The 26,559-nt window shown below is 62.3% G+C and carries 34 protein-coding genes and 1 tRNA gene; 1 reads left to right on the top strand and 34 read right to left on the bottom strand.

Annotated elements, in window-relative coordinates:
• Positions 1–86 precede the first annotated feature (86 nt).
• The 7 genes from PQR08_RS24825 to PQR08_RS24795 form a co-directional block, all read right to left on the bottom strand.
• A tRNA-Thr gene (locus PQR08_RS24825) sits at positions 87–162 on the bottom strand.
• 18 nt (positions 163–180) lie between these two features.
• The gene (locus tag PQR08_RS24820) at positions 181–681 is read right to left on the bottom strand and encodes a ClpXP protease specificity-enhancing factor (protein WP_371880536.1); all 501 of its coding nucleotides are present in this window, start codon (positions 679–681) and stop codon (positions 181–183) included.
• Positions 682–744: 63 nt separating this feature from the next.
• Positions 745–1,356 carry a glutathione S-transferase N-terminal domain-containing protein gene (locus tag PQR08_RS24815; protein ID WP_014192402.1) on the bottom strand — a complete coding sequence of 204 codons (612 nt, stop codon included), beginning with the start codon at positions 1,354–1,356 and terminating at the stop codon, positions 745–747.
• 93 nt (positions 1,357–1,449) lie between these two features.
• Entirely contained in the window at positions 1,450–2,205 is a 756-nt protein-coding gene (locus PQR08_RS24810; RefSeq protein WP_408162586.1) for a cytochrome c1, read from the bottom strand.
• Positions 2,206–2,228: 23 nt separating this feature from the next.
• Positions 2,229–3,611, bottom strand: coding sequence for a cytochrome b (locus tag PQR08_RS24805; RefSeq protein WP_035506598.1), 1,383 nt, complete (start codon positions 3,609–3,611; stop codon positions 2,229–2,231).
• On the bottom strand, positions 3,612–4,232 hold the full coding sequence (gene petA / locus PQR08_RS24800) for a ubiquinol-cytochrome c reductase iron-sulfur subunit (RefSeq protein ID WP_035506601.1): 621 nt from the start codon (positions 4,230–4,232) through the stop codon (positions 3,612–3,614).
• 215 nt (positions 4,233–4,447) lie between these two features.
• Complete coding sequence (locus PQR08_RS24795; RefSeq protein WP_187609285.1) at positions 4,448–5,194, bottom strand: Nif3-like dinuclear metal center hexameric protein; 747 nt, start codon at positions 5,192–5,194, stop codon at positions 4,448–4,450.
• Positions 5,195–5,214: 20 nt separating this feature from the next.
• On the opposite strand from PQR08_RS24795, the gene PQR08_RS24790 reads away from it, so the two are divergent.
• Complete coding sequence (locus tag PQR08_RS24790) at positions 5,215–6,441, top strand: S1C family serine protease (protein ID WP_035506606.1); 1,227 nt, start codon at positions 5,215–5,217, stop codon at positions 6,439–6,441.
• A gap of 98 nt (positions 6,442–6,539) precedes the next feature.
• On the opposite strand, the gene tatC is transcribed toward PQR08_RS24790, so the two are convergent.
• From tatC to PQR08_RS24655, 27 genes are all read right to left on the bottom strand, one after another.
• Positions 6,540–7,316: a twin-arginine translocase subunit TatC gene (tatC, locus tag PQR08_RS24785; RefSeq protein WP_408162584.1), complete on the bottom strand. Its 777-nt coding sequence runs from the start codon at positions 7,314–7,316 to the stop codon at positions 6,540–6,542.
• Between the two features lie 44 nt (positions 7,317–7,360).
• Positions 7,361–7,891, bottom strand: coding sequence for a Sec-independent protein translocase protein TatB (gene tatB, locus PQR08_RS24780; RefSeq protein WP_408162583.1), 531 nt, complete (start codon positions 7,889–7,891; stop codon positions 7,361–7,363).
• A gap of 36 nt (positions 7,892–7,927) precedes the next feature.
• Positions 7,928–8,164: a Sec-independent protein translocase subunit TatA gene (tatA, locus tag PQR08_RS24775; RefSeq protein ID WP_035506614.1), complete on the bottom strand. Its 237-nt coding sequence runs from the start codon at positions 8,162–8,164 to the stop codon at positions 7,928–7,930.
• 156 nt (positions 8,165–8,320) lie between these two features.
• Entirely contained in the window at positions 8,321–8,683 is a 363-nt protein-coding gene (locus tag PQR08_RS24770; protein ID WP_408162582.1) for a histidine triad nucleotide-binding protein, read from the bottom strand.
• A gap of 44 nt (positions 8,684–8,727) precedes the next feature.
• Positions 8,728–9,120 carry a DUF4870 family protein gene (locus tag PQR08_RS24765; protein ID WP_238295352.1) on the bottom strand — a complete coding sequence of 131 codons (393 nt, stop codon included), beginning with the start codon at positions 9,118–9,120 and terminating at the stop codon, positions 8,728–8,730.
• A 34-nt stretch (positions 9,121–9,154) separates the two neighbouring features.
• Positions 9,155–9,523 (bottom strand): phosphoribosyl-ATP diphosphatase, encoded by a 369-nt coding sequence (locus PQR08_RS24760; RefSeq protein WP_035506620.1) that lies wholly within the window; start codon positions 9,521–9,523, stop codon positions 9,155–9,157.
• The gene (gene hisI / locus PQR08_RS24755) at positions 9,520–9,912 is read right to left on the bottom strand and encodes a phosphoribosyl-AMP cyclohydrolase (RefSeq protein ID WP_187609331.1); all 393 of its coding nucleotides are present in this window, start codon (positions 9,910–9,912) and stop codon (positions 9,520–9,522) included. Before hisI ends, PQR08_RS24760 begins: the two co-directional genes overlap by 4 nt.
• A 15-nt stretch (positions 9,913–9,927) precedes the next feature.
• Complete coding sequence (gene hisF / locus PQR08_RS24750; RefSeq protein WP_408162581.1) at positions 9,928–10,701, bottom strand: imidazole glycerol phosphate synthase subunit HisF; 774 nt, start codon at positions 10,699–10,701, stop codon at positions 9,928–9,930.
• A 78-nt stretch (positions 10,702–10,779) separates the two neighbouring features.
• Entirely contained in the window at positions 10,780–11,532 is a 753-nt protein-coding gene (gene hisA, locus PQR08_RS24745) for a 1-(5-phosphoribosyl)-5-[(5-phosphoribosylamino)methylideneamino]imidazole-4-carboxamide isomerase (RefSeq protein ID WP_408162580.1), read from the bottom strand.
• 152 nt (positions 11,533–11,684) lie between these two features.
• Positions 11,685–12,326 (bottom strand): imidazole glycerol phosphate synthase subunit HisH, encoded by a 642-nt coding sequence (gene hisH / locus PQR08_RS24740; protein WP_408162579.1) that lies wholly within the window; start codon positions 12,324–12,326, stop codon positions 11,685–11,687.
• Positions 12,323–12,943, bottom strand: coding sequence for a MarC family protein (locus PQR08_RS24735; RefSeq protein WP_035506633.1), 621 nt, complete (start codon positions 12,941–12,943; stop codon positions 12,323–12,325). The genes hisH and PQR08_RS24735 overlap by 4 nt, the downstream gene beginning before the upstream one ends.
• Positions 12,944–12,981: 38 nt before the next feature.
• Positions 12,982–13,569, bottom strand: coding sequence for an imidazoleglycerol-phosphate dehydratase HisB (gene hisB, locus PQR08_RS24730; protein WP_035506636.1), 588 nt, complete (start codon positions 13,567–13,569; stop codon positions 12,982–12,984).
• 31 nt (positions 13,570–13,600) lie between these two features.
• Positions 13,601–14,674 carry a histidinol-phosphate transaminase gene (gene hisC, locus PQR08_RS24725; RefSeq protein ID WP_408162576.1) on the bottom strand — a complete coding sequence of 358 codons (1,074 nt, stop codon included), beginning with the start codon at positions 14,672–14,674 and terminating at the stop codon, positions 13,601–13,603.
• Positions 14,675–14,747: 73 nt separating this feature from the next.
• The gene (hisD, locus tag PQR08_RS24720) at positions 14,748–16,070 is read right to left on the bottom strand and encodes a histidinol dehydrogenase (RefSeq protein WP_408162575.1); all 1,323 of its coding nucleotides are present in this window, start codon (positions 16,068–16,070) and stop codon (positions 14,748–14,750) included.
• A 46-nt stretch (positions 16,071–16,116) separates the two neighbouring features.
• Positions 16,117–16,809, bottom strand: a complete 693-nt coding sequence (gene hisG / locus PQR08_RS24715; RefSeq protein ID WP_187609293.1) for an ATP phosphoribosyltransferase — start codon at positions 16,807–16,809, stop codon at positions 16,117–16,119.
• On the bottom strand, positions 16,806–18,077 hold the full coding sequence (gene murA / locus PQR08_RS24710; protein WP_238217182.1) for a UDP-N-acetylglucosamine 1-carboxyvinyltransferase: 1,272 nt from the start codon (positions 18,075–18,077) through the stop codon (positions 16,806–16,808). Before murA ends, hisG begins: the two co-directional genes overlap by 4 nt.
• Positions 18,078–18,228: 151 nt before the next feature.
• Positions 18,229–18,468: a BolA family protein gene (locus PQR08_RS24705; RefSeq protein WP_035506651.1), complete on the bottom strand. Its 240-nt coding sequence runs from the start codon at positions 18,466–18,468 to the stop codon at positions 18,229–18,231.
• A gap of 15 nt (positions 18,469–18,483) precedes the next feature.
• On the bottom strand, positions 18,484–19,239 hold the full coding sequence (locus PQR08_RS24700; protein ID WP_408162572.1) for an ABC transporter permease: 756 nt from the start codon (positions 19,237–19,239) through the stop codon (positions 18,484–18,486).
• The gene (locus PQR08_RS24695) at positions 19,236–20,162 is read right to left on the bottom strand and encodes an ABC transporter ATP-binding protein (RefSeq protein WP_187609295.1); all 927 of its coding nucleotides are present in this window, start codon (positions 20,160–20,162) and stop codon (positions 19,236–19,238) included. Before PQR08_RS24695 ends, PQR08_RS24700 begins: the two co-directional genes overlap by 4 nt.
• A 208-nt stretch (positions 20,163–20,370) precedes the next feature.
• Positions 20,371–20,658, bottom strand: a complete 288-nt coding sequence (locus tag PQR08_RS24690) for an STAS domain-containing protein (RefSeq protein ID WP_238217186.1) — start codon at positions 20,656–20,658, stop codon at positions 20,371–20,373.
• Positions 20,655–21,284, bottom strand: a complete 630-nt coding sequence (locus PQR08_RS24685; protein WP_035506659.1) for an MlaC/ttg2D family ABC transporter substrate-binding protein — start codon at positions 21,282–21,284, stop codon at positions 20,655–20,657. The genes PQR08_RS24690 and PQR08_RS24685 overlap by 4 nt, the downstream gene beginning before the upstream one ends.
• Before the next feature lie 124 nt (positions 21,285–21,408).
• Positions 21,409–22,293, bottom strand: coding sequence for an MlaA family lipoprotein (locus PQR08_RS24680; RefSeq protein WP_408162570.1), 885 nt, complete (start codon positions 22,291–22,293; stop codon positions 21,409–21,411).
• A 10-nt stretch (positions 22,294–22,303) separates the two neighbouring features.
• Positions 22,304–22,885 (bottom strand): outer membrane lipid asymmetry maintenance protein MlaD, encoded by a 582-nt coding sequence (gene mlaD, locus PQR08_RS24675; protein WP_408162569.1) that lies wholly within the window; start codon positions 22,883–22,885, stop codon positions 22,304–22,306.
• 94 nt (positions 22,886–22,979) lie between these two features.
• Positions 22,980–23,747, bottom strand: a complete 768-nt coding sequence (gene mlaE, locus PQR08_RS24670; RefSeq protein ID WP_187609298.1) for a lipid asymmetry maintenance ABC transporter permease subunit MlaE — start codon at positions 23,745–23,747, stop codon at positions 22,980–22,982.
• Entirely contained in the window at positions 23,744–24,559 is an 816-nt protein-coding gene (locus PQR08_RS24665; RefSeq protein WP_238295344.1) for an ABC transporter ATP-binding protein, read from the bottom strand. Before PQR08_RS24665 ends, mlaE begins: the two co-directional genes overlap by 4 nt.
• A gap of 97 nt (positions 24,560–24,656) precedes the next feature.
• Entirely contained in the window at positions 24,657–25,742 is a 1,086-nt protein-coding gene (thiE, locus tag PQR08_RS24660; protein ID WP_408162566.1) for a thiamine phosphate synthase, read from the bottom strand.
• Complete coding sequence (locus PQR08_RS24655) at positions 25,739–26,545, bottom strand: thiazole synthase (RefSeq protein ID WP_408162564.1); 807 nt, start codon at positions 26,543–26,545, stop codon at positions 25,739–25,741. The genes thiE and PQR08_RS24655 overlap by 4 nt, the downstream gene beginning before the upstream one ends.
• Positions 26,546–26,559: the final 14 nt, after the last annotated feature.

Below are 26,559 nucleotides of genomic sequence, written 5' to 3'. Positions count from 1 at the left end.
ATTTTCTTATTGACTCAACCTACTGATCCTGCCGACTCAAAGCAAACGGGTCGTGCGGACATCGCACGACCCGTCGACGTAAGTCTTGGTGCCGGCTGCAGGACTCGAACCCGCCACCTGATGATTACAAATCAACTGCTCTACCAGATGAGCTAAGCCGGCGAAGAGCGAGATTCTACTTCATTTGACGACTTTGAGGTGAGACCTCGCAGGTGATTTCGAAGCGTCGTCGTCATCCGTGGCTGCCTGCGACTCATCCTTCGGCGTGGACTCCGCACGCTCAGCAGCGGGCTCCTCGATCTGCCGCGTCTCACGCTCAGGCGATCGCGCCCCGACGGGAGCGCTCGCCAGCTCCGAGCCGGAATGCGTCTGCTCGACCGGGAATGCCATCCCCTGGCCGTTTTCGCGCGCGTAGATGGCGAGCACGTTCGCGACCTGCACCTCGATCTTGTGCGACTTGCCGGAGAATCGCGCGCTGAACTCGATCCACTCGTTGCCCATCTGCAGCTGGCTCGTCGCCTCGAAACTGATGTTCAACACGATCTCGTCGTTGCGCACGAACTGACGCGGCACGCGCGTGGCGGCATCGACCCGCACGGCGATATGGGGCGTGAAACCGTTGTCCGTGCACCACTCGTACAGCGCGCGCAACAAATACGGCTTGGTGGAAATCTCTTGCATCAACTTTCCTCTGCCGGAATGCGGCCGCGCGAAACCGCGCCGCCGCGTCCCAACGCACTCAAACTATCGACGCATCACCTTTTCGGAAGGCGTCAGCGCTTCAATATAAGCCGGGCGGCTGAAAATCCGCTCGGCGTACTTCATCAACGGTGCAGCGTTCTTCGAGAGTTCGATGCCGTAGTGATCCAGACGCCACAGCAGCGGCGCGATCGCGACGTCGAGCATCGAGAACTCTTCGCCCAGCATGTACTTGTTCTTCAGGAAGATCGGGGCGAGTTGCGTAAGGCGATCGCGGATCGCGCCGCGCGCTTTCTCGTGATTCTTCTCGGCGGCCTTGCCCTTCTCGTTCTCGAGCGTGCCGACGTGAACGAACAGTTCCTTCTCGAAGTTCAGCAGGAACAGGCGCGCGCGAGCGCGCTGCACCGGATCCGCCGGCATGAGTTGCGGGTGCGGGAAACGCTCGTCGATATATTCGTTGATGATATTCGACTCGTACAGGATCAGGTCGCGCTCGACGAGGATCGGCACCTGTCCGTACGGGTTCATCACCGCGATGTCTTCCGGCTTGTTGAACAGGTCAACGTCGCGAATCTCGAAGTCCATGCCCTTTTCGAACAACACCAGCCGGCAGCGCTGGGAGAAGGGGCAAGTAGTGCCGGAATACAGAACCATCATGTTTTTAAAGTTCCTTCAGTAAACTCGAAGGGCCGGCCGCGGCGTTTTCTCGAGGAAAACGTCGTCGCGCCGACCCACGCCGTCGAAGGCGCGCTATTTGATATCTTTCCAGTATGCCGCGTTCAGGCGCCACGCGAGGAAACTCAGGAGCGCCAGGAACAGCAGAACCCAGACACCGAGCCGCTTGCGCGTCTGCTGCGCGGGTTCCGCCATCCACGACATGTACGAAACGAGATCGGCCACAGTTGAATCATAATCCACGGACGACATGGCACCAGGCGTAACCTGAGTGTAACCGACGAATCTTCTTACCTTTTCGCCGGTCTTTTCGTCCGTATCGGTCTCGAATTTCGCATCGCGAATGCCCTGAAGCGTCCAGAGCACGTGCGGCATGCCGACATTCTCATAGACGCGGTTGTTCCAGCCGGTCGGCCGCGCCGGATCGCGATAGAAACTCCGCAAGTACGTATAAAGCCAGTCGTTGCCGCGCGCCCGCGCCTCGACCGACAGATCCGGCGGGGACGCGCCGAACCACGCTTTCGCGTCTTCCGGGCGCATCGCGATGGACATCGTGTTACCGACCTTGTCCGTCGAAAAGAGCAGATTCTCCTGAATCTGCTTCTGACTGATGCCGAGATCGGTCAGCCGGTTGTACCGCATCAGGTTCGCGCTGTGGCAGTTCAGGCAGTAGTTTACAAAAACTTGGGCGCCATGCTGCAAAGACGCCAGATTGTCCGAACTGTCAGGTGCGCGATCGAGCACCGCTTCTTCCTGCGCAAACGCCGGCGCCGCACCGAACGCGAGCAGCGCCGCGCCGATCATCGCTATTGTAGAGAGCCATTTTTTCATCGTATTCGTCTCCGGACGTGCGCTCAGTGAGGTTTGTAGTGCACTCGCTCAGGCGGCGTCTTGAATCTGCCGCGCGGCGTCCAGAAAGGCATCCCGAGGAAGAACGCGAAGTAGATCAGCGCGCAGATCTGCGCAATCAGCGTCGCGGCCGGCGATGGCGGTCGTGTGCCGAGGAAACCGAGCATCAGGAACGCGAAGATGAAGATCGCGTAAAAGACCTTGTGGAAGAGCGGCCGATAGCGGATCGATTTCACCGGACTACGGTCAAGCCACGGCAGGAAGAACAATGACACGACCGCCGTGCCCATCACGACCACGCCCCAGAACTTCGATTCCGTCAGCGCCATGAAAATCAGCACGAGGGCCGCGAGCACCGGCAGGCCGAGCCGCCACTTGCCGCGCCCCTTCACCAGTGCGAGCACGCCGAGCAAGGCGATCACGATCATCAGCACGATCTTGAACGGATCGGTCGTGGCGCGAAGCATCGCGTAGAACGCGGTGAAGTACCACACGGGCGCGATCTCCGGCGGCGTCTGCAGCGGGTTGGCCGGCACGAAGTTGTTGGCTTCGAGGAAGTAGCCGCCCATTTCCGGCGCGAAGAAGATGATCGCGGCGAAGATCAGCAGGAACACGCACACGCCCATGAAGTCGTGCACCGAGTAGTACGGGTGAAACGGAATGCCGTCGAGCGGAATACCGTCCGGGCCCTTCTTCGCCTTGATCTCGATGCCGTCCGGATTGTTCGAGCCCACTTCATGCAGCGCGACCAGATGCGCGACCACGAGCCCGATCAGCACCAGCGGGATCGCGATCACGTGGAACGCGAAGAAGCGGTTCAGCGTGACATCGGATACGACGTAATCGCCGCGAATCCACAGCGACAGATCCGGGCCGATAAACGGAATCGCCGAGAACAGATTCACGATCACCTGCGCGCCCCAGAACGACATCTGCCCCCACGGAAGCAGATAACCGAAGAACGCTTCGGCCATGAGGCAGAGAAAGATTGCGCACCCGAAGATCCAGACAAGTTCGCGCGGCTTGCGATACGACCCGTACATCAGCCCGCGGAACATATGCAGATACACGACGACGAAGAACATCGACGCGCCCGTCGAGTGCATGTAGCGAATGAGCCAGCCCCACGGCACCTCGCGCATGATGTACTCGACCGATGCGAACGCGAGCGTCGCGTCAGGCTTGTAGTTCATCGTCAGGAAAATGCCGGTGACGATCTGATTCACCAGCACCAGCAGCGCGAGCGAGCCGAAGAAGTACCAGAAGTTGAAGTTCTTCGGCGCGTAGTACTCGGATACGTGCTTCTTCCAGGTCGAGGTCATCGGAAACCGGCGGTCGATCCAGCCGGTCAAGCCCGTTGCCTCCACTTCCTTGTCTGCGGTCGCCATTTACGCCTCTCCCTTTTCGTCCTTGCCGATCACGAGTTGCGTCGCGGAAGTGAACATGAACGGCGGAATGTCCAGGTTCTGCGGCGCGGGCTTGTTCTTGAAGACGCGGCCGGCCATGTCATAGGTCGAACCGTGGCACGGGCAAAGGAAGCCGCCCGGCCAGTTATCGGGGAGATTGGGTTGCGCACCCTCCTGGAAGCGCGGCGTCGGCGTGCAGCCCAGATGGGTGCACACGGCGACCGCTACGAAAATGTTCTTGTGATCGGCGCGCGAGCGGAACTCGTTGTTGCAATACTCCGGCAACGGCATCGAAAATTCCATCTTCGACTTCGGGTCGGCCACTTCGTTGTCGGCCTTCTTGACGTCGGCAAGCATTTCGTCGGTGCGATTGACGATCCACACCGGCTTGCCGCGCCAGGCGACGGTCATCATTTCGCCTGGCTTGAGTCCGCTGATATCGACCTCGACAGGCGCGCCCGCCGCCTTGGCCTTCTCCGATGGAGCAAACGAACCTACAAAAGGAACTACGGTTGCCACAGCTCCGAAACCACCTGCTGCGGTCGTCGCAATCAGCCAGGAACGGCGGCCGCCGTCGACGCGTTTTTCATCCTTGTCTCGCATCACACGCCCCACTTCTGAGTTGGATTTATACCGTCACATCAGTTGTTCGCCGTTAGTGTGCGCGAATGGAGTTAGCATTTACAAGGGCTGACTAGCAAAAATCACTCGAAGTGATTGATGCTTCAGGGTTTTCCCCACGTTTTTCGCGCAATCTGGTGAAGCTTCATTCAGGCAGCTGCAAGGGCCAATAATGGGCACGCCGGCTTAACAACGTATTAAACCGGATTATCGATGTCGATAAAAAGATGTTCGATATCGAATTGCTCGGACAGATGCGCGCCGACGGCCTGCACGCCATAACGCTCCGTCGCGTGATGGCCGGCCGCGATGTACGCCACGCCCGATTCCGCGGCGATGTGCATCGTCTGTTCCGAGACTTCACCGCTCAGATATACGTCCGCGCGTGCCGCGATCGCGTCTTCGAAATAGCCCTGCGCGCCGCCCGTGCACCACGCCACGCGACGCAACTCCTTGTCCGTATCGCCGAATACGAGGGGCTTCCTGCCGAGCGCGTTCTCGACCATCGCGCTGAAGTGCTCGAGCGAAAGCGGCATCGCGAGCGTCGCGACCCAGCCGAGATCCTGATCGGCGAAACGGCTGTCGGCGATCAGCCCGAGTCGCGCGCCGATCTGTGCATTGTTGCCCAGCTCCGGGTGCGAATCGAGCGGAAGATGGTAGGCGAAGAGATTGATGTCGTTGGCGATCAGCGTGCGCAGCCGCCGGTGCTTGCGCCCCGTGATCTGCGGCGCCTCGTTGCGCCAGAAGTAGCCGTGATGCACCAGCACGGTGTCCGCGCCCCACTCCAGCGCAGCCTCGAGGAACGCCTGCGAGGCCGTTACGCCGGTCGCGATCTTTTGCACGCGGCGCGCGCCTTCAACCTGCAGACCGTTCGGGCAATAGTCCTTGAAGCGGCCGATTTCCAGCAGATTGTTCAGATACAATTCGAGTTCGATCCGATCCATGAAATCCTCTATCCCTTCAAATGCTTAGACGCTTCTGGCTATTTTTTGCCCAAGCGGTCACCGTGCTTTTGGCCCTGATGTTCATCATCGCGACCTTGAAACCGCAGTGGCTTCAACGTCAGGGTCAATTCGGCAAGCAGCTTGCCGAGCCGATCGTCGCGTTGCAGGAAGTGGCGCCGAGCATCGGCTCGCGCCCGGTTCAGTCGTCCTACTCGGAAGGCGCGCAAAAGGCGATGCCGGCCGTCGTGAACGTCTTCTCCAGCAAGGACGGCAATCTGCCGCCCGACCCGCGTGCGAAAGACCCGCTGTTCCGCTATTTCTTCGGTGACAAGAACAAACGCAAGAGCGACGAGCCGCCTGCATCGAATCTCGGCTCCGGCGTCATCGTCAGCTCGGAAGGTTACATTCTAACGAACCAGCATGTCGTCGACGGGGCGGATCAAATCGAAGTCGCGCTCGCCGATGGTCGCACGTCCAGCGCGAAAGTGATCGGCGTCGATCCGGAAACGGACCTCGCCGTGCTGAAGATCAACATGACCAATCTGCCGAGCATCACGCTCGGCCGCATGGATCAGACGCGCGTCGGCGATGTCGTGCTCGCGATCGGCAATCCGTTCGGCGTAGGCCAGACGGTCACAATGGGCATCGTCAGCGCGCTCGGGCGCAATCACCTCGGCATCAACACGTTCGAGAACTTCATCCAGACTGACGCGGCCATCAATCCCGGCAACTCAGGCGGTGCGCTGGTGGACGTGAACGGCAATCTGCTCGGCATCAACACGGCGATCTATTCGCGTAGCGGCGGCTCGCTCGGCATCGGCTTCGCGATTCCCGTGTCGACCGCGCGCAGCGTGCTCGAAAGCATCATCACGACGGGCACGGTCACGCGCGGCTGGATCGGCGTGGAGCCTCAGGATGTCACGCCGGAGATCGCCGAATCGTTCGGGCTGGATCAGAAATCCGGCGCGATCGTCGCGGGCGTGCTGCAAGGCGGCCCGGCTGACAAGGCGGGCATCAAGCCGGGCGACATCCTCGTTTCCATCAACGACGACACGATCACCGACACCACGCGCCTGCTCAACGTCGTCGCGCAGATCAAGCCGGGCACGTCGGTGAAGGTTCACCTGATGCGCAAGAACAAGGAGCTGGACGTCAACGTGATGATCGGCAAGCGTCCTGCGCAACCACGCGCGCCGCAGATGCCGGATGAAGATCAAGGCGATCAGGGTGACCAGGGCGACGAATAAAACGCCGCGTCCCTGAAAGCAAAAAGGCAGCTTCGATCACTCGAAGCTGCCTTTTTTGTTTCCACTACGCCGACTCCCACCGCGACAATACGCCGCACCTACTCGGCCGCCGGCTCCTCGTTCTTGATCTGTTCCTTGCCGACTACCAGCCGCGCCGCGATGATGCCCGCCTCGTAAAGAATGATGAGCGGAATCGCGAGAATCAGCTGCGAGAAAACGTCAGGTGGCGTGACAACTGCCGAAATGACGAATGCACCGACGATCACGTACGGGCGGATCTGCTTGAGCTTCTGGATGGATACGACGCCCATGCGCGCGAGCAGCACGACGACGATCGGAACTTCGAATGTCACCCCGAACGCGATGAACATCGTCAGCACGAAGCTCAGGTAGTTGTCGATATCCGTCGTCATTTCCGCGCCCAGCGGCGCGTTGTAGTGCGCCATCACGCGGAAAATCGTCGGGAACACGACGAAGTACGCGAACGCCATGCCGCACAGAAAAAGCGAGTAGCTGCTGAATACGAGTGGCCCGATGAGCTTCTTCTCATGCTGATACAAACCCGGCGCGACAAAGGCCCAGACCTGATACAGCACGATCGGCAGCGCGATCACGAAGGCGACAAGCATCGTCACCTTCATCGGCACGAAGAACGAGCCGGTGACGTCGGTGACGATCATCTTGCCGTCGGCTGGCAGGTTCTGCATCAGCGGACGGGCGAGCAGCTTGAAGATGTCCGGCGCCCAGTACACCAGCGCGATGAATACGACGATGACCGAAGCGCCCGCGCGAATGATGCGATCGCGCAATTCGACCAGATGCGAAATGAACGTCTCTTCGACGGGCTCTTCTTTAATGTGTTGCGGGTCGCTCACGCCGGCCCTCGGTAGAAATCATCGATGAAGGAATCGCGGCTCGCTCAGAAGAACTTCGTCTGCCGGCGCAGGGTGGCGGGCGTATGACGAGCGACGCGCGCCGCGCCCGATTGGACCCGCGTGCGACGCGAAGTCGTGCGCTTGTACCAGTTGGGAATCGCGGCCTGCTTCACGCGCCAGTTCTTGCGCCTGGTCGACGTCGATGAAGACGTGCTTGCCCAGGGCTTGTCCGACGCGGCGCTGTCCGCCGATTCGCCCGCGCTGCCCGCAATGCTCGGTGCGACCGACGTGCCCTCTTGCCATGCATCGTTCAATTCGGATTCATGGCGCCGCAGCGTGTCATGAATCGTCGATTCGACATTCGACGCCGCGGTTTCGAACTCGGTGCGCATTTTCTTCAGCTCATCGAGTTCCATCTCGCGCGCGACTTCCGATTTGACGTCGTTGATATAGCGCTGCGCGCGCCCGAACAGCGCCCCCGCCGTGCGAGCGACGCCGGGCAGGCGCTCCGGCCCGAGGACCACCAGCGCCACGACGCCGATGACCGCCATTTTGGTCAGACCGAGATCGAGCATTGAACGAGAAGTGGAGGGTTACCGTCGGCGGACGGATTAGCGATAGTCGCCCGAACGGGACTTATCCTTCGCCTCGACGTCGACGGCGCCGTTACGCGGCAGCTCGCGCTGATCGGTCGAATTTGCCGGCGTCTCGCCTTCGCGCATGCCTTCCTTGAAACCCTTCACCGCGCCGCCCAGATCGCCGCCGATATTGCGCAGTTTCTTCGTGCCGAACACGAGCGCCACGATCAGCAAAACGATCAACCAATGCCAAATGCTTAACGAACCCATGAATGAAAACTCTCCGTGATTCCGCCCCGAATTGGGTACCGAGGACGTAAGACTGGCCTTGCGACCTTAGCCGAGGCTATCCGCCTCAACTTCAACTATCGATTTTGCTCGCCCAATATTTCATTGGAAAGGAGAAAGCAGACGTAGAGTGCCGCATTACCCCATTCGGCGCCACGGGCGCTCGCCGGCCAACAAATGCGCGTGGATGTGATACACCTCCTGCCCGCCGCCCGGCCCGGTATTAATTACCGTGCGAAAACCGGTGTCGCCTCCCGTGTAAGAGACACCCAGATCTTTCGCCAAACGTCCGACGAGACTCACCATTCTACCAAGCAGCGGACTGTCACTTTCTGTGCAGTGGGAAAGTGTTTCAATATGCTTGCGCGGGATCACCAGCACATGCATCGGCGCCGCCGGATTGATGTCGTTGAACGCGACAAACTCTTCATCTTCATAGACCTTCGTGCTCGGCAGTTGACCAGTAGCGATCTTGCAAAAAATGCAGTTGTCTTGACTCATGAATGTCCCGTGTCTCCCTGCTGGCCCGTTCGATTAAAGCAGAATCAGAACCACGCACGCGGTTCGATCGTCTTGTTCTCGTAGAGATACAACCAGCCTTTGATGATGCGATAAAGCGTCCAGATGCTGACCGCGGCGAGAATCAGGAAGCCGATGCCGATCCAGATCGTCGCAAAACCAATCACATGACCTAGCACTGCCCACCAGAACGTGCGGATCTGCCAGGTGAAGTGATCCTCATACGGCGTACCGGCGGCGTCGCTTCGCTTGATGTAGTTGAGGATGATGGCGACCAGGCCCGTGAGCCCGCCGGTCAGCCAATAAAAGGCATACAACGCATACAGAACATGCGTGAACGTGCGAATGTTGCGCAGACGCTCGGGGTCATCCGAGTTCTGAACGACAGGCGGCGGATAGGGTTCGTACTGCCGGTTCATGCTTGCCCTCCTTCGCTCGAAAGCGAGATGCTCGTCAGCTGCCGCTTTGCTCGCGCTCGCGCGACTTGCGCAGCGCCTTCTCCTCGATCCCCGACAAACCTTCGCGACGCTCCAGTTCGGCGACCACGTCGGCGGGACTCAGGTCGAAATGCGACAGCATCACGAGACAATGAAACCACAAATCGGCGACTTCGCTGACGAGCGCTTTCGGCGCGCCGCCATGACGCGCGTCCTTGGCGGCGAGCACGACTTCCGTCGCTTCCTCGCCGATCTTCTTCAGGACCGCATCGTCACCCTTGTGAAAGAGTCGGGAAACGTAGGATTGTTCCGGATCGCCGCCCTTGCGACTGTCGATAACGGCGGCGAGGCGCAGCAGCGTGTCCAGCGTATTGGCTTGCGTCATTTGTAGATGCTTTCTGGGTCTTTTAGGATCGGCTCGACGGCGACCCACTCGCCGCTTTCCGCCGTGCCTTCGAATTTCTGGAAAAAACAGGAATGGCGGCCGGTGTGGCACGCGATGCCCGACACCTGCTCGACCTTGAGAAGCACGACGTCTTCGTCGCAATCGAGGCGCACGTCGTGGACGTGCTGCACATGACCCGATTCCTCGCCCTTGAACCACAGGCGCTGACGCGAGCGCGAGAAGTACACCGCGCGCTTCAGTTCGATGGTCTTCGCGAGCGCCTCGCGATTCATCCACGCGAACATCAGCACGTCGTTGGTCGAAGCTTCCTGCGCGATCACCGGCACGAGGCCGTTCGCATCCCACTTCACCTTGTCGAGCCAGGTCATTTGATCGCTCACCGCTTACGTCCTCACCGAAATGCCGTGATCGGTCATGAAGCGCTTCGCCTCGCCGACCGTGTGCTCGCCGTAGTGAAAGATGCTCGCGGCAAGCACCGCGTCCGCATGACCCTCGACGATGCCGTCCGCGAGATGCTGCAACGTTCCGACGCCGCCCGAGGCGATCACCGGCACCGGCACTGCGTCCGATACGGCGCGCGTCAACGCGAGATCGAAGCCGGCCTTGGTGCCGTCGCGATCCATGCTGGTCAGAAGAATTTCGCCCGCGCCGTACTCGGCCATCTTGCGCGCCCACTCGATCGCGTCGATGCCCGTCGCCTTGCGGCCGCCGTGCGTGAACACTTCCCAGCGCGGCGTGTCGCCTTCGGCCGACACGCGCTTGGCGTCGATCGCGACGACGATGCACTGCGAACCGTGCTTGTCCGACGCGTCGCGCACGAGTTGAGGATTCGCGACCGCCGACGAATTCATGCTGATCTTGTCCGCACCCGCGTTGAGCAGACGCCGCACGTCCTCGACCGCGCGCACGCCGCCGCCGACGGTCAGCGGAATGAACACCTGCGACGCCACCGACTCGATGATCGGCAGAATCAGATCGCGTTGGTCGGACGTTGCAGTGATATCGAGAAACGTGAGTTCGTCGGCGCCTTGATCGTCGTAACGACGCGCGATTTCGACGGGATCGCCCGCATCGCGCAGTTCGACGAAATTGACGCCCTTGACGACGCGACCGGCGGTCACGTCCAGACAGGGAATGATGCGTTTTGCGAGAGCCATGTTCTTGCCACTTACGAAGTAAGGGCGGCGTCGCGGCCGCCCGGTGTGCTGCTCAGATGTGCTCGCGCTCAGGCGTTTTCAGGCGCCGTCGGCTTCGCGCAGCGCGTCGGCGCGCGTTTGGGCCGCCTTGAAATCGAGATCGCCGGAATAGATCGCGCGACCGCAGATCACGCCTTCGATGCCCTCGCTCTCGACCTCGCAAAGCGATTCGATATCCGCGATGCTCGACAGCCCGCCGCTCGCGATCACCGGAATCTTCACCGCCTGCGCGAGGCGCACGGTCGCGTCGATGTTGATGCCCTGGAGCATCCCGTCTCGCCCGATATCCGTGTAAATGATCGATTCGCAGCCGTAGTCCTCGAACTTGCGGCCGAGATCGACGACCTCGTGGCCCGTGAGCTTGCTCCAGCCGTCCGTGGCGACCTTGCCGTCCTTCGCGTCCAGCCCGACGATGATGTGCCCTCCGAACGCGCTGCACGCGTCCTGCAGAAAGCCCGGATTCTTCACCGCCGCCGTGCCGATGATGATGTACGACAGGCCGTCGTCCAGATAATGCTCGATGGTCTCCAGATGGCGGATGCCGCCGCCCAGTTGCACGGGAATCTCGCTGCCGACCTCGTCGAGGATCGCGCGGATCGCGTCGCCGTTTCTCGGCTTGCCGGCGAACGCGCCGTTCAGATCGACCAGATGCAGCCGACGGGCGCCGCGATCGACCCAATGTCGGGCCATCGCTGCAGGATCTTCTGAAAAAATGGTCGCCTGGTCCATATCGCCTTGTTTGAGGCGCACGCACTGACCGTCCTTAAGATCGATGGCCGGAATGAGCAGCATAGGTATCGCGTATTTTCTGGGTAGAGTTGATCAAAACGGCGCACGTGCGGTCTTTCGTGCCTGCGCCGCGAGCCGTCTCGCTAGTGTAGTACAAGTCTTGCAACGGTCATGGGCCCGTAGTAATAGGCGAAAACGCTAGCGCGCGCGCCCTTTCACGGGTTCCAGTGCACGAAATTCCGGTACAGGCGCAAACCGGCATCCGCGCTCTTTTCCGGATGGAATTGGGTCGCGAAGATATTGTCGCGCGCAACCGCCGACGTAAATGCGCTGCCGTACATGGTTTCGCCGGACGTGTGAGCCGGATTGTCCGGCACCACGTAGTAGCTGTGCACGAAGTAGAAGAACGCGCCGTCCGCGACGCCGTCCCAGATCGGGTGCGCCTGCGTCTGACGAACGCGGTTCCAGCCCATCTGCGGCACCTTGAAGCGCGAGCCGTCGTCCTGCAACAGGCCGTCGAGCTGGAAACGCACGACCTTGCCGGGCAGGAGGCCCAGGCCTCTCGTATCGCCTTCCTCGCTCCAGTCGAAGAGCATTTGCTCGCCGACGCACACGCCGAGCATCGGCTTTTCGCGCGCCGCCTGCATTACGGCTTCCTGCAGGCCGGATTCGGCCAGATGCGCCATGCAGTCGCGCATCGCGCCCTGTCCCGGCAGCACGACCCGATCCGCCGCGTGGATGCCTTGCGGCTGATCGACGATCGCCACGTTCGCTTCGGGTGCAGCCTTTTTCAGCGCCTGGTAGACCGAGCGCAGGTTGCCCATTCCGTAATCAACAATCGCAATCGAAGTATTCATTTCAAAGATGGCATCAAGGCCTTCAACCCGTTGACGATGAATTCCACCGCCAATGCGGACAACATCAAACCCATGAGACGCGTGCCAATGTTGATTCCCGTGCGCCCGACCCAGCGCGCGATCGGCTCGGCGAGATTCAATGCGCCGAAACACAGCCCCGCGATGATCGCGCCCAGCACGACGAGCCCGAAGCGGTCGTACCAGTGCTGCGCATTGGCAGCATAGACGATCACCGTGCTGATCGAACCCGGGCCGGTGAGCAGCGGTATCGCGAGCGGCACCACCGCGACGTTGTTGCGCTCCTCGGCTTCCATGCGTTCTTCGGCCGTCGAGCGCGCGTTTCCGACCTGCGCGTTCAACATGCTGATCGCCATGAGCAACATGATGATGCCGCCGCCCACTTCGAACGACCCGACCGAAATGCCAAAGAACGCGATGATCTGCTGCCCGAGCAGCGCCGTCACCGCGATCACGCAAAACACGGAAATCGACGCGACGCGAATCGTGTTGCGCTTTTCGATGTCGGATTGCTGCGCGGTCAGGCTCAGGAAAAACGGTATCGCGCCGACCGGATTGATCAGCGCGAGCAACGATATGAACGACTTGAACAGATCCATCTTGTTGTCGACGCGCGCGCCGAATCAGCGTGAGTCGATCAGAGACTGCCCTTGGTCGACGGAATCTGCCCCGCCGCGCGTTCGTCCATTTCGACGGCCATGCGCAGCGCGCGGCCGAACGCCTTGAACACGGTCTCGACCTGATGATGCGCATTGATGCCGCGCAGGTTGTCGATATGCAGCGTGACGCCCGCGTGATTCACGAAGCCGCGGAAGAATTCGATGGTGAGGTCGACGTCGAACGTGCCGATGCGCGCGCGCGTGAACGGCACGTGGAATTCGAGACCCGGACGGCCTGAAAAATCGATCACGACGCGCGACAGCGCCTCGTCGAGCGGCACGTACGAATGACCGTAGCGGCGAATGCCCTTGCGATCGCCGATGGCCTTCGCGACCGCCTGCCCCAACGTGATGCCGGTGTCTTCGACAGTATGGTGATCGTCGATATGGAGGTCTCCATGCGCTTCGATGTCGAGATCGATGAGCCCGTGACGGGCGATCTGGTCGAGCATGTGATCGAGGAACGGGACGCCGGTGGCGAGCTTTTGCTTGCCGGTGCCGTCCAGATCGAGCTTCACACGGATCTGCGTTTCGCTGGTGTTGCGAACGACTTCCGCAATGCGCATGGTGATTCCTTGAGACTTTCGAAAGTGGGGTTCAGTTCGGTGCGAGCTTTTTCAGCGCCGCGACCATGTGTGCGTTTTCTTCGGCCGTCCCGACCGTCAAACGCACGCAATTAGTCAGCAATGGGTGCATTTTACCCACGTTTTTTATCAAAACCCGTGAAGTCAGAAGGGTTTCGAAAGCAACGGCGGCGTCCGGCACGCGCACGAGCAGGAAATTGCCCGCGCTCGGATAGACCGTCATGCCGGGCAGCGCGGCAACTTCCCGCACGAGCGCGGCGCGTTGCGCGCGCAGATCGGCGGCCTGGGCGTCGAGCACGTCGAGGTGATCGAGCAGGAAATCGGCGGTTGCCTGCGTCAGCACGTTGATGTTGTACGGCGGGCGCACCTTGTCGAACTGCGTGATCCACGAAGGACGGCCCGCCATGTAGCCGAGGCGGATGCCCGCGAGCCCGAGCTTCGAGACGGTCCGCATCACGACGACGTTATCGAACTCCGCCGCGCGCGGCATCCAGCTCTTCCCGGCGAACGGCTGATACGCCTCGTCGATCACGACGAGACTCTTCTTCGACGCGGCGATCACGCGCTCCATGTCGGTGTCGTCGTAGAGCGTGCCGGTCGGGTTGTTCGGATACGCGAGATACACGAGCGCCGGCTCGTGTTCGTCGATGGCGGCGATCAGCGCGTCGGCGTCGAGCGTGAAGTCCGGCTTCAGCGGCACGCCGATGAACTCCAGATGCGCGAACTTCGCCGACATTTCGTACATCACGAAGCCCGGCACAGGCGCGACGACCTTCGCGCCCGGCTTCGAACACGCGACCGACATCATGCTGATCAGTTCGTCCGAACCGTTGCCGAGCAACACGTCGCATGCGTCGGGCAACTTCATCGTGCGCTTGATCTTCGCGAGCAAATCCACGGGGCGCGGAGCCGGATAGCGATTCAGCGCGACGCCCGCGAGATGCGCGCCGAGACGTTCGGCGAGATCGGCCGGCAGGCTGTAGGGATTTTCCATCGCGTCGAGCTTGATCAGGCCCGTGGCATCGGGCACGGGATAGCTCGTCATCGCGAGGATGTCGGGACGAATGATGTCTTGTGCTGTGGTCATGTTTTCCCGGCGTCTCTCTCACCGGTCAGGCGGCGGCTCTCAGGCCGCCTCGTTCATTCGGGCCGGCTCGATGTCAGCCGACGTTTTTCATCCGGTATTCCGCACTGCGCGCATGCGCCTGCAGGCCTTCGCCGTACGCCAGCTCCGCCGCGATCTCGCCAAGCGTCTGGGCGCCGTCCGCGCTCACTTCGATCACGCTCGAACGCTTCATGAAATCGTACACGCCGAGCGGCGACGAGAAGCGCGCGGTGCGCGACGTCGGCAGCACGTGGTTCGGACCGGCGCAGTAATCGCCGAGACTTTCGCTCGTGTAGCGGCCGAGGAACATCGCGCCGGCATTGTGAATCTGCGCGGCCCACTGATGCGGATCGAGCGCGGAAATTTCGAGGTGCTCCGGCGCGATGTCGTTCGCGATCGCGCACGCTTCGGCCATGTCCTTCACCTTGATGAGCGCGCCGCGATCTTCGAGCGAACGATGAATGACGTCACGGCGCGGCATCGACGGAAGCAGTTCGACGATCGCATCCTCGACACGCTGGATGAAGTTGTCGTCCGGGCACAGCAGGATGGATTGCGCGAGTTCGTCGTGCTCGGCTTGCGAGAAGAGGTCCATCGCGACCCAGCGGGGATCGGTGGTGGCGTCGCAGATGACGAGAATCTCGGACGGCCCCGCGATCATGTCGATGCCAACGGTTCCGAACACGCGACGCTTCGCCGATGCGACATACGCGTTGCCCGGACCGCAGATCTTGTCCACCGCGGGCACGCTTTGAGTGCCGTACGCGAGCGCGCCGATCGCCTGCGCGCCGCCGATCGTGAACACGCGATCCACGCCGCCGAGCAGCGCCGCCGCGAGCACGAGCGGATTTTTCACGCCGTCGGGCGTCGGCACGACCATGACGATTTCCTTCACGCCCGCGACGCGCGCCGGAATCGCGTTCATCAGCACCGACGACGGATACGCCGCCTTGCCGCCCGGAACATAGATGCCCGCGCGATCGAGCGGCATGACTTTCTGGCCGAGCACGGTGCCGTCGGCTTCGGTGTATTGCCAGCTATGGCTGCCGCACTCGATGCGCTGCTTCTCGTGATAACCGCGCACGCGCGCTGCCGCCGCTTCCAGCGCCGCGCGGCGCTTCGGCTCGAGACCTTCGAGCGCGGCTTCCATTTCGGACAGCGGCAATTCGAGCGCCGCGACGCTGTCCGCCTTCAGGCGATCGAACTTGTTGGTGTATTCGAGCACGGCCTGATCGCCGCGCGCCTTCACATCCGCGAGAATCTGCGCGACCGAGCGCTCGATTGCCTCATCCTCGCTCGCTTCGAATGCGAGAACCGCACGCAACGCCTTGTGAAAACCATCGGTGCGTGAATCGAGTTTGCGAATCTTGATAGACATGCTGGTTTTCCGTTTTGCTGGTGGCGCGCCGCGGCGTGCGGCCCGCCTAATTTCCTATTGCGGCCGTGGCGCGCTCGAACGCGTCGAGGTACGGCTTGAGCGCCGCGCGCTTCAGCTTGAGCGCCGCCTGGTTCACGACGAGACGCGATGAAATCTGCATGATCTCTTCGACTTCGACGAGATTGTTCGCGCGCAGCGTGCCGCCCGAGCTGACCAGATCGACGATCGCATCCGCGAGCCCGACGAGCGGCGCGAGTTCCATCGAACCGTACAGCTTGATCAGATCGACGTGGACGCCCTTCGCCGCGAAATGCTGACGCGCGGTTTCGGTGTACTTCGTCGCGACGCGCAGACGCGCGCCCTGGCGCACCGCGCTCGCGTAATCGAAGCCCGCCTTCACGGCCACCGACATCCGGCAGCGCGCGATGTCCAGATCGATCGGCTGATACAGTCCGCTGCCGCCGTGCTCGATCAGCACGTCCTTGCCTGCGACGCCAAAGTCCGCCGCGCCGTATTCGACGTAGGTCGGCACATCGGTCGCGCGCACGATGATCACGCGCAGGTTCGGGTTCGTGGTCGGCAGGATCAGCTTGCGCGAGCTCTCCGGATCTTCGGCCACCTGCACGCCGGCGGCGGCGAGCAACGGCAGCGTTTCCTCGAAGATACGCCCTTTGGACAGCGCGAGCGTGAGGGGCGCGCTCGGCTCCACCGACGACGACGTCTGCGGCAGCGAGCTCATTGCTCGCTCCCGCTGCCCTTGATGCGGCGCACGTTCGCGCCGACTGCCGTCAGCTTCGATTCCATGCGGTCGTAGCCGCGATCCAGATGGTAGATGCGGTCGATCAGCGTTTCGCCGTCCGCGCACATCGCCGCGATTACGAGACTCGCGGACGCGCGCAGATCGGTTGCCATGACCTTTGCGCCGGAAAGTTTCTCGACGCCGCTGATGAGCGCCGTGTTGCCGTCGATCGTGATGTGCGCGCCGAGACGGTTCAATTCCTGCACGTGCATGAAGCGGTTCTCGAAGATCGTCTCGACCACTTGCGACGTGCCGTTCGCGATCGTGTTGAGCGCCATGAACTGCGCCTGCATATCGGTCGGGAACGCGGGATATTCGGACGTGCGAATATTCACCGCGCCGGCGCGCTTGTCCATGCGCACGCGCATCCAGTCGTCGCCTTCCTCGATGCTGACGCCGGCTTCGCGCAGCTTGGCCGTCACGGCGTCGAGCAGATGCGAGCTCACGCGACGCAGCGTGACATCGCCGCCTGCGGCCGCGACCGCGCACAGGAACGTGCCGGCCTCGATGCGATCCGGCACGACGTCATGCTTTGCGCCGTGCAGCTTGTCGACGCCCTGAATCACCAGACGATCGGTGCCGATCCCGTCGATCTTCGCGCCCATCTTCACGAGCAGATGCGCGAGGTCGCTCACTTCGGGTTCGCGCGCCGCGTTCTCGATGACCGTCTCGCCTTCGGCCAGCACCGCCGCCATCAGCAGGTTTTCGGTGCCGGTGACGGTGATCATGTCGGTGATGATGCGCGCGCCCTTCAGACGCTTCGCGCGCGCTTCGATGAAGCCGTGCTCGATATTGATCTCGGCGCCCATCGCCTGCAGACCCTTGATGTGCTGATCGACCGGACGCGCGCCGATCGCGCAGCCGCCGGGCAGCGACACCTTCGCCTCGCCGAAGCGCGCGACGAGCGGCCCGAGCACGAGAATCGACGCGCGCATCGTCTTGACCATTTCGTACGGCGCGATCAGCTTGTCGACCTTCGATGCATTGAGGCTCACGCGGCCGTCGCCGGACACTTCGGACTGCACGCCCATCTGGCGCAGCAGCTTGACCATCGTGCGCACGTCCTGAAGATTCGGCACGTTCGACAGATGGACGTCGTCGGCGGTGAGAAGACTTGCGCAAAGAATGGGCAAAGCCGCGTTCTTCGCGCCCGATACGGTGATTTCGCCAGAGAGCTTCGCGCCCCCCGTGATGACCAATTTATCCATTGCTTGTCCTTCGACCGAGCTTCCTGCTGCGGAGCCGTTTTCGGCGCCGCGGTTATCTTGAATGAATCGCACTCTTACTGCCTTTGTCTGCCGGTGATGCCGGTGTTACGTGAATTGAGTCGTGTGACCTGATTGGCTTCGCCGGGTGGACTCAGGCCGATTTCCACTCGTCGGGGGTGAGGGTCTTCATGCTCAGCGCATGAATCTCCTCGCGCATGCGCTCGCCGAGCGCCGCATAAACCAGTTGATGACGCGCGATCAGCCGCTTGCCGACGAACGCATCGCTCACGATGGTCGCGAAAAAGTGCTGGCCGTCGCCTTCCACTTCGAGATGCTGGCAGGACAAGCCGCCAGCGATGTAGTCCTTCACTTGCTCCGGAGTCGGCAACATGGAAGTCTCCTTGAATTAGTGACGCAGCTTGTAGCCGCTCGCGAGCATTCGCACGGCGATCAGCGCCAGCACGGCCAGGAATCCGCCGACGATGCCGAGACTGACCAGCGGATTCACGTCGGACAGGCCGAAGAAGCCGTAACGAAAGCCGTCGATCATGTAGAAGAACGGATTCAGATGCGACACCGCGCGCCACAGGGGCGGCAGCGTATGTGTCGAGTAGAACACGCCGGAAAGAAACGTGAGCGGCATGATCAGGAAGTTCTGGAACGCGGCCAGCTGATCGAACTTGTCGGCCCAGATGCCCGCGACCAGACCCAGCGTGCCGAGAATGCCCGAACCGAGGATCGCGAACGCAATGATGTAGAACGGCGCGGAAAAAGACATCGGGATGAACCATATCGTCACGATGAACACGCCGAAGCCCACGCACAGTCCGCGCACGACCGACGCCAGCACGTACGCAAAGAACATTTCCCAATGCGCGATCGGCGGCAGCAGCACGAATACGAGATTGCCGGTGATCTTCGACTGGATCAGCGACGACGAACTGTTCGCGAACGCGTTCTGCAGCACGCTCATCATCACGAGGCCGGGCACGAGAAAGCTCGTGTAGCCGACGCCCGGATACACCTGCACGTGGCCCGACAACGCGTGACCGAAGATGGTCAGATACAGCAGCGCCGTGACGACCGGCGCGAGCACGGTCTGAAACGAAACCTTCCAGAAGCGCAGCACCTCCTTGTAGAACAACGTCTGGAAACCGCTCATGAAAGCCCCTCGACCACTTCCGGCTCGTTCATCACCTGCACGAACACGTCTTCCAGATCGGCCTTGCGCACGTCGATTTCATCGAACGTGCAGCCTGCCGCGCGGCATTTCGCGAGAATCGGCTCGACGTCGTCGTAGCTCGCGAGGCGCAGCAGATGCTGCGCGCCCGACACCGCGTGCGGATCGACTTCGAGCGCGCGCAAGTCGGCGGGCAACGCACCGTTCGACAGACGCAGATACAACTGCATGCCCGAGAAACGCTGCAACAGCGTGCTCGTGCGCTCGAGCGCAACGACTTCACCGCGACGAAGCATCGCGAGCCGGTGACACAGCGATTCGGCTTCTTCGAGATAGTGCGTCGTCAGCACGATCGTGTGACCTTCGCGATTCAGGCGCGAGATGAACTTCCAGAGCGTCTGACGCAATTCAACATCGACGCCGGCGGTGGGCTCATCGAGCACGATCACGGGCGGACGATGCACCAGCGCCTGTGCGACGAGCACGCGGCGCTTCATCCCACCCGACAGCGCGCGCGTGTTGACGTCGGCTTTTTCGGTGAGATCGAGATTGGCCATGACCTCGTCGATCCAGTCGTCGTTGTTGCGCAAGCCGAAGTAGCCCGACTGGATCCGGAGCGACTCGCGCACGGTGAAGAACGGATCGAACACGAGTTCCTGCGGCACGACGCCGAGTGCGCGCCGCGCCGCCCGGAAGTCGCTGACGACATCGTGGCCGCGCACGGAGATCGTGCCGCTATCGGCGCGCGCCAGGCCGGCCAGAATGCTGATCAACGTGGTTTTGCCCGCGCCGTTGGGGCCGAGCAAGCCGAAGAACTCGCCCTCTTCCACCGTGAGGCTCACGCCTTTAAGCGCCTGGAGATCCTTGTAGCGCTTCCTGACGTTTCGGATTTCTATGGCTGACATGTAGACAGTGCGCGCGCCGCGCACGGCCGCGCCTCAAATGTGCGGATTTTTTCGCTTGACGGACCCGGGCTCGGACCAAAAAGGGCCGGGTTGGGGCCCGAAAAAAACGTTTGATTATAGGGCAAAGCGGCTGGGGCCGACTTCGGAGCGATCCTGATTGCGGCAGCGAAGCGCGCTGCCGCGTTCTGCACGGGGTGTCAGAACAGGATCAATGTCGGAACGAGAGAAGCGTATCGACGCCGTAGGCTCGCGCGAGACTGACGAGCCCGGAAGGAAGATTGACGACGCCCAGTGCGGCGCCGCGCGCGGACGCGGCGCGCTGCCATGCAAGCAGCACGGCGAGCGCGGAGGAGTCGAACTGCGTGAGCGGTGCGCAATCGACTTCGGTCGCGCCTGCTGCGATGCGCGACAGACCCGAGTCGAGCGCGGCCTTCGCGCTTTCGTGGGTCAGGGTCGCGGCCGTCTGGAAACGGCCGCCCGTGACTGGCGTGCTCACGATGCCTTGCCGCTCGCGAGTTGCTGGTTACGCTGCGTCAGGAACTGCAGCAGACCGCCCACGCCATTTTGCGAGATCTGCTCGTTGAACTGCTGTTGATACGCCTGGATCAGCCATGCGCCGAGCACGTTGATGTCGTACACGCGCCAGCCTTGCGCCGTCTTGTACAGGCGATAGTCGAGTTCGACCGGCGAGCCGTTGTTCATCACGACCGAGCGGACCACAACGTCGGTATCGTCCGGATTCGCGCGGAACGGCTTGTACTGCACCGTCTGATTGCGCACCTGGGCGAGCGCGCCCGAGTACGTGCGGATCAGCAACATCTTGAACTGCTCGACGATCTGCTTTTGCTGCTCCGGCGTCGCCGAATTCCAGTTGCGGCCCATCACGAGGCGCGTCGTGCGCGTGAAATCCGTGTACGGCAGGATCTTCTGGTTGACGAGCTCGGTGATCTTGGCGATATCGCCCGACTGAATCTTCGGGTCGGACTTGATCTCGTCGAGGACCTGTTGCGTCACCGTCTTGATCAGCACGTCAGGCGAACTCGAATCGACGCTCTGCGCCGACGCCGCGCCGCAAAGCGCCATGAACATCGCGAAGATGGGAAGAAGGAGAAGTTTTTTCATCACAGACCCTGCAAAAGTAGAGGCTTCGGTTTGAGCGCACCGCCTGAATCGAGTTCAGGCGGTGCAGCATCCAAAGCGTAAGAAATGTCGTTAGATATGTTACCGCGCGTTAGCGAAAACCCGCTCAACGCAAGCGGAATGAAGGGAAACCAGACGGCGGGACATACTGGTTGCCCGGCACCGTACTGCTCGGTCCGCTCGCCGGAGCTGGCGCAGCGGCCGTGCCCGAAGCCGGAGCCGCTGTGGCCGATGCACCCGCCGCGGGAGCCGCGCCCTCGTCGCCGTAATTCGGCAGCGGCGCTTCGCCGTAATCCGGCATGTTGGTTTCGCCGCCGGAGATCAGATACTGACGGCGTTGCAAGTACGCGTTACGCACGAAAGAGTACTTGTCGAGAGCGGCATCGGCGAGCACGTCGGTTGCGCCGAGCAAATTCGCGCGCACATTGATGAGGTTCACGCCATAGAGCGCCCAGCTCACCGAATCCGGGCTCACGTAGGTGAGCGGATTGCCGAAATAATCGACGACCAAACCCGCCGAATCCCGCACGGTGCTCGGCCCGAGCAACGGCAGCACGACATACGGGCCGGCCGGCACGCCATAGTGACCGAGCGTCAGGCCGAAATCGCCCGAGTGCTTCGGCAGCTTCGCGATGGTCGCGACGTCGAACAGGCCGCCGACGCCGAACAATGTGTTGATCGCGACGCGCATGATGTCCGACACGCCATCCGCAATCTTCAACTGCAGCAGATTGTTCGCGGCGATGTAGACGTCACCGATATTCGAGAAGAAGTTGGTCACGCTGTTGCGCACCGGCTCCGGCACGGCCCACACGTAACCCTTCGCCACCGGCTTCAACGCGTACTGATCGACCGTATCGTTGATCGTGAACATCGTCCGGTTGTAGCTCTCGAGCGGATCCCCTTTGGTTGGTGTCGTCACCGTCGTGCAGCCGGCGAGCGCGATCGCGCCCGTCACGATGATTGCGCGCCGCATCCCCATCGCCTGCATGCTGTTCTCCTTATTGAGCCGGTGCCGAGGCGGCGTTCGCCCCAGCCGCGCCCGATGCGCCCATCGCGCTCGCCGCGCCCGGAAAAGCCGGTGCGGGCGCAGGCGCTGCCGGCGCTGCCGATGATTTCGAGGCGCCGGAATCCGCCGCCTTGTCGTAGAGGAACTGGCCGATCAGGTTTTCGAGGACCACGGCCGATTGCGTCATCGTGATGGTGTCGCCGTTCTTCAGCATTTGATCGTCGCCGCCCGGCTCGAGGCCGATGTACTGCTCACCGAGCAGACCCGACGTCAGGATCTTCGCCGACGAATCCTTCGGGAACTGGTACTGCTTGTCGATATCGATCGTGACGACAGCCTGGTACGTGTTCGAGTCGAAACCGATGCCGCCCACGCGCCCGACCGTCACGCCCGCGCTCTTGACCGGCGCACGCGCCTTGAGCCCGCCGATGTTGTCGAACTTGAGTTTCACCTCGTAGGTTTGCTGGAACGACAGCGAGCTCATGTTGCCCGCCTTCAGCGCAAGAAAGAGCAGCGCCACGAAACCGAGCACCACGAAGAGGCCGACCCAAAAGTCGAGAGCAGTCTTTTTCATCGTCTTCCCAAAGAGAATCTTTTCGCAGATGGCGCGTGACGGTCTGTGCCCTTCACAACGCCCCGCGCCTTGCCCGGCGCCTGCGCCTGGTCCATTAGCTGAACATCAATGCGGTCAGCAGGAAATCGAGCCCGAGTACGGCGAGCGACGCGTACACGACGGTCTTGGTCGTCGCTCGCGACACGCCTTCCGGCGTCGGTTTTGCCTCGTAGCCCTGGAACAACGCGATGAACGTCACCGCGAAGCCGAACACGATGCTCTTGATGACGCCATTGCCGACATCGCGCCATACATCCACGCCGCCCTGCATCTGCGACCAGAACGCGCCCGGATCGACACCGATCAAGATCACGCCGACGACGTAGCCCCCGATGATGCCGACCGCGCTGAAAATGGCCGCGAGAACCGGCATGGCGATGATGCCCGCCCACATGCGCGGCGCGACGACCACTTTGAGCGGGTCGACCGCCATCATTTCCATCGCGGTGAGTTGCTCGCCCGCCTTCATCAGCCCGATTTCGGCGGTGAGCGACGTGCCCGCGCGCCCCGCGAACAACAGCGCCGTGACGACCGGCCCGAGCTCGCGCACGAGCGAAAGCGCGACGAGCAGGCCGAGCGCCTGCTCCGAGCCGTAGCGGCTCAGCGTGTAATAGCCCTGCAAGCCGAGCACGAAGCCGACGAACAATCCCGACACCGCGATGATCACGAGCGAATAATTGCCGACGAAGTGGATCTGTTTCGTGACGAGTCGCGGGCGACGCAACAGCGAAAACAATTCGAGCACGAGGCGCAGGAACATGCGCGTCGCGTAGCCCGCGGTGCCGAAACCGTCGAGCACCCAGCGTCCGAGCGCGCTGATCATGCCTGCCCTCCGATGCCGAAATCCGCGGCGAGCGGCGTGCTCGCGTAGTGGAACTTGAACGGGCCGTCCGGCGTGCCGTCGATGAACTGGCGCACGGTCGGGTCCTGCGATGCGCGCAGCTCCGCCGGCGTGCCTTCGGCGTGGATGCCGCCGTTCGCGATGAAATACACGTAGTCGGCGATGGCGAACGATTCCGGCACGTCGTGCGTGACGAGAATGGAGGTTGCGCCGAGCGCGTCGTTGATCGTGCGGATGAGTTGCGCCGTGATGCCGAGCGAGATGGGATCGAGGCCGGCGAACGGTTCGTCGTACATCATGAGCTGCGGATCGAGCGCGATGGCACGGGCGAGCGCCACACGCCGCGCCATGCCACCCGATATTTCGGACGGTGCGAGATCGCGCGCGCCGCGCAGACCGACGGCGTTCAGCTTCATCAGCACGAGATCGCGGATCAACGCTTCCGGCAGATCGGTGTGCTCGCGCAGCGGAAACGCCACGTTCTCGAACACGGTCTGGTCAGTAAACAACGCGCCGAACTGAAACAGCATGCCCATCTTGCGGCGCAGCGCGTACAAACCGTCGCGCGTCTGCGCGCCGACGTCCTGTCCATCGAACGTGACCTGGCCGCGGCTCGCCTTCACGAGGCCGCCGACCAGGCGCAAGGTCGTGGTTTTGCCGCAGCCGGAGCCGCCCATGACCGCGACCACCTGCCCACGCGGGAAACGCATGTTCAGGTTCGACAGTACGAGCCGGTCGCCGTAGCCGAAATCGACGTCGCGTAGCTCCAGCAGAGTCTCGGAAGAAGCAGGCACTGGGTAAGAGATTCCGTTGACGCAAAAGGCCGAATTATAGGGCCTGCGTGCAATCGGTGCTTTGCCTAGGTTTGCGCCCCTTCGTTTTTGGGATTTTTCACCATTGACTTGCAAACATTTGTTGCAGCAACGAGACCGCCGCCGCCGTGTCCGCCGCTTCGGTGACCGCGCGCACGACCGCAGCGCTGCCGACGCGCGTCGCGAGGACGTCCGGCATCACCTTGGCGTCGATTCCGCCGATCGCGACGAGCGGCACGCGTCCCGACAGAAGTTGCACGTAGCGCGTGAGCCGTGCGAGCCCTTGCGGCTTGGTCGGCATGACTTTCGTCGTGGTCGGGAAAACGGCGCCGAGCGCGAGATAGCTCGGCTTGAAATGCAGCGCGCGCAGCATCTCGTAATAGCCGTGGGTCGATAGTCCGAGTCGCACGCCGGCCTTCGCGATCGCGTTCAGATCGGCCGTCTGCACGTCTTCCTGGCCGAGATGCACGCCGTACGCGCCCGCCGCGATCGCCTCGCGCCAATGGTCGTTGATGAAAAGCTGCGCGTCATGCCGACGCCCCGCCTCGACCGAGCGTGCGATTTCGCTGCTCAAATCGGTGGCGTCGGTCGATTTGCGGCGCAATTGCGCGGTGCGCACGCCGAGGTCCAGCACGCGTTCCACCCAGTCCGCGCTCGGCAACACCGGATACAGGCCGAGGCGATCGGGACACGCCGGGAAGCCGCCCTCGGGAGCCGGCGGCAAATCGGCGACGCGCGGGAAAGTAGCGAAATCGACAGGCCAGGCGTCCGCCTTGTTCTCGTCGCCCGCGCGCCAGGCGAGCGCGAGCGTGAGCGCGTCGTGCGGTTCGAAGTTGCAATCGAGGAAGGCGGCGAGCGCGGCCAGCCAATCATCGGACCATTCGCCTTCCAGCGCGACACGTTCGTCGCCACGATGCAGCGTCACGCGGCCGTCACGCGCGTCGAGCACCGTCGCGCCGCTTGCCAGGAGCCGCGCGCTGTCCGCGTCGTGCAACTCGGCCGCGACGATCAGATCGCCGGCTTTCGGCGATTCCGGCGCGGTCAGGCAGATGCGCCAGCGCGTTTCGGCCGCGGGCCATTCGCCCAGACGCGCGCGAATCCGCTCGGCGACTTCGATCAGTTCGTCGGCCGGCGGCCAGAAAACTTCGCGATTCAGCAAGCTCATGTCGCGCCTCCGTCCTGATGCCAGAACGGCATGCCGACGACCGGCGTGCTCGCCTGCGCGCTGTCGCGCTCGGCCATCGGGCCGGCGAGAAATGCGGTGCGCCCCGCTTCGACGCCCAACGCAAAGGCCCGCGCCATCTGCGGCGGGAAAGTCGCCTGCGATACGGCCGTATTGAGCAGCACGCCGTCGAAGCCCCATTCCATCACCTGGCAGGCGTGCGACGGCACACCGAGACCGGCATCGACGATCAGCGGCACGTCCGGCAGCCGCTCGCGCAGCGTGCGCAGCCCGTACGGATTGGTTACGCCTTTGCCGGTGCCGATCGGCGCGCCCCACGGCATCAGCGCTTCACAGCCGGCATCGAGAAGGCGCCTGCCGATCACGAGGTCTTCCGTGCAATACGGCAGCACCTTGAAACCTTCGCGGATCAGCTTCGCGGACGCTTCCACGAGGCCGATCGGGTCGGGCTGCAGCGTGTAATCGTCGCCGATCAGCTCCAGCTTGATCCACGGCGTTTCGAAGACTTCGCGCGCCATATGGGCGGTGGTCAGCACTTCGTCGACGCTCTGACATCCGGCCGTGTTGGGAAGCAACGCGACGCCGTGGCGCTTCAGCACATCGAAAAAGCCGGCTTCGCCCGTTTCCGACTGGCGGCGCAGCGCGACCGTGACCATGCCGGGCCGCGCGGCGTCGATGGAGTCGGACAGCGATTGCAGCGACGGATAACGCGAAGTGCCGAGCAGCACGCGGCTCGGAAAGGTCTCGCCGTAGAGCGTGAGAACGTCGGCGGTGGATATGGTCATGATTCGATCCTTCG

The organism is Caballeronia jiangsuensis (genome assembly GCF_046030135.1).
GTDB classification, from domain to species: domain Bacteria; phylum Pseudomonadota; class Gammaproteobacteria; order Burkholderiales; family Burkholderiaceae; genus Caballeronia; species Caballeronia jiangsuensis.
Note: the sequence above shows the minus strand (reverse complement) of the source record. Positions and strands in the feature narration are given on the sequence as shown.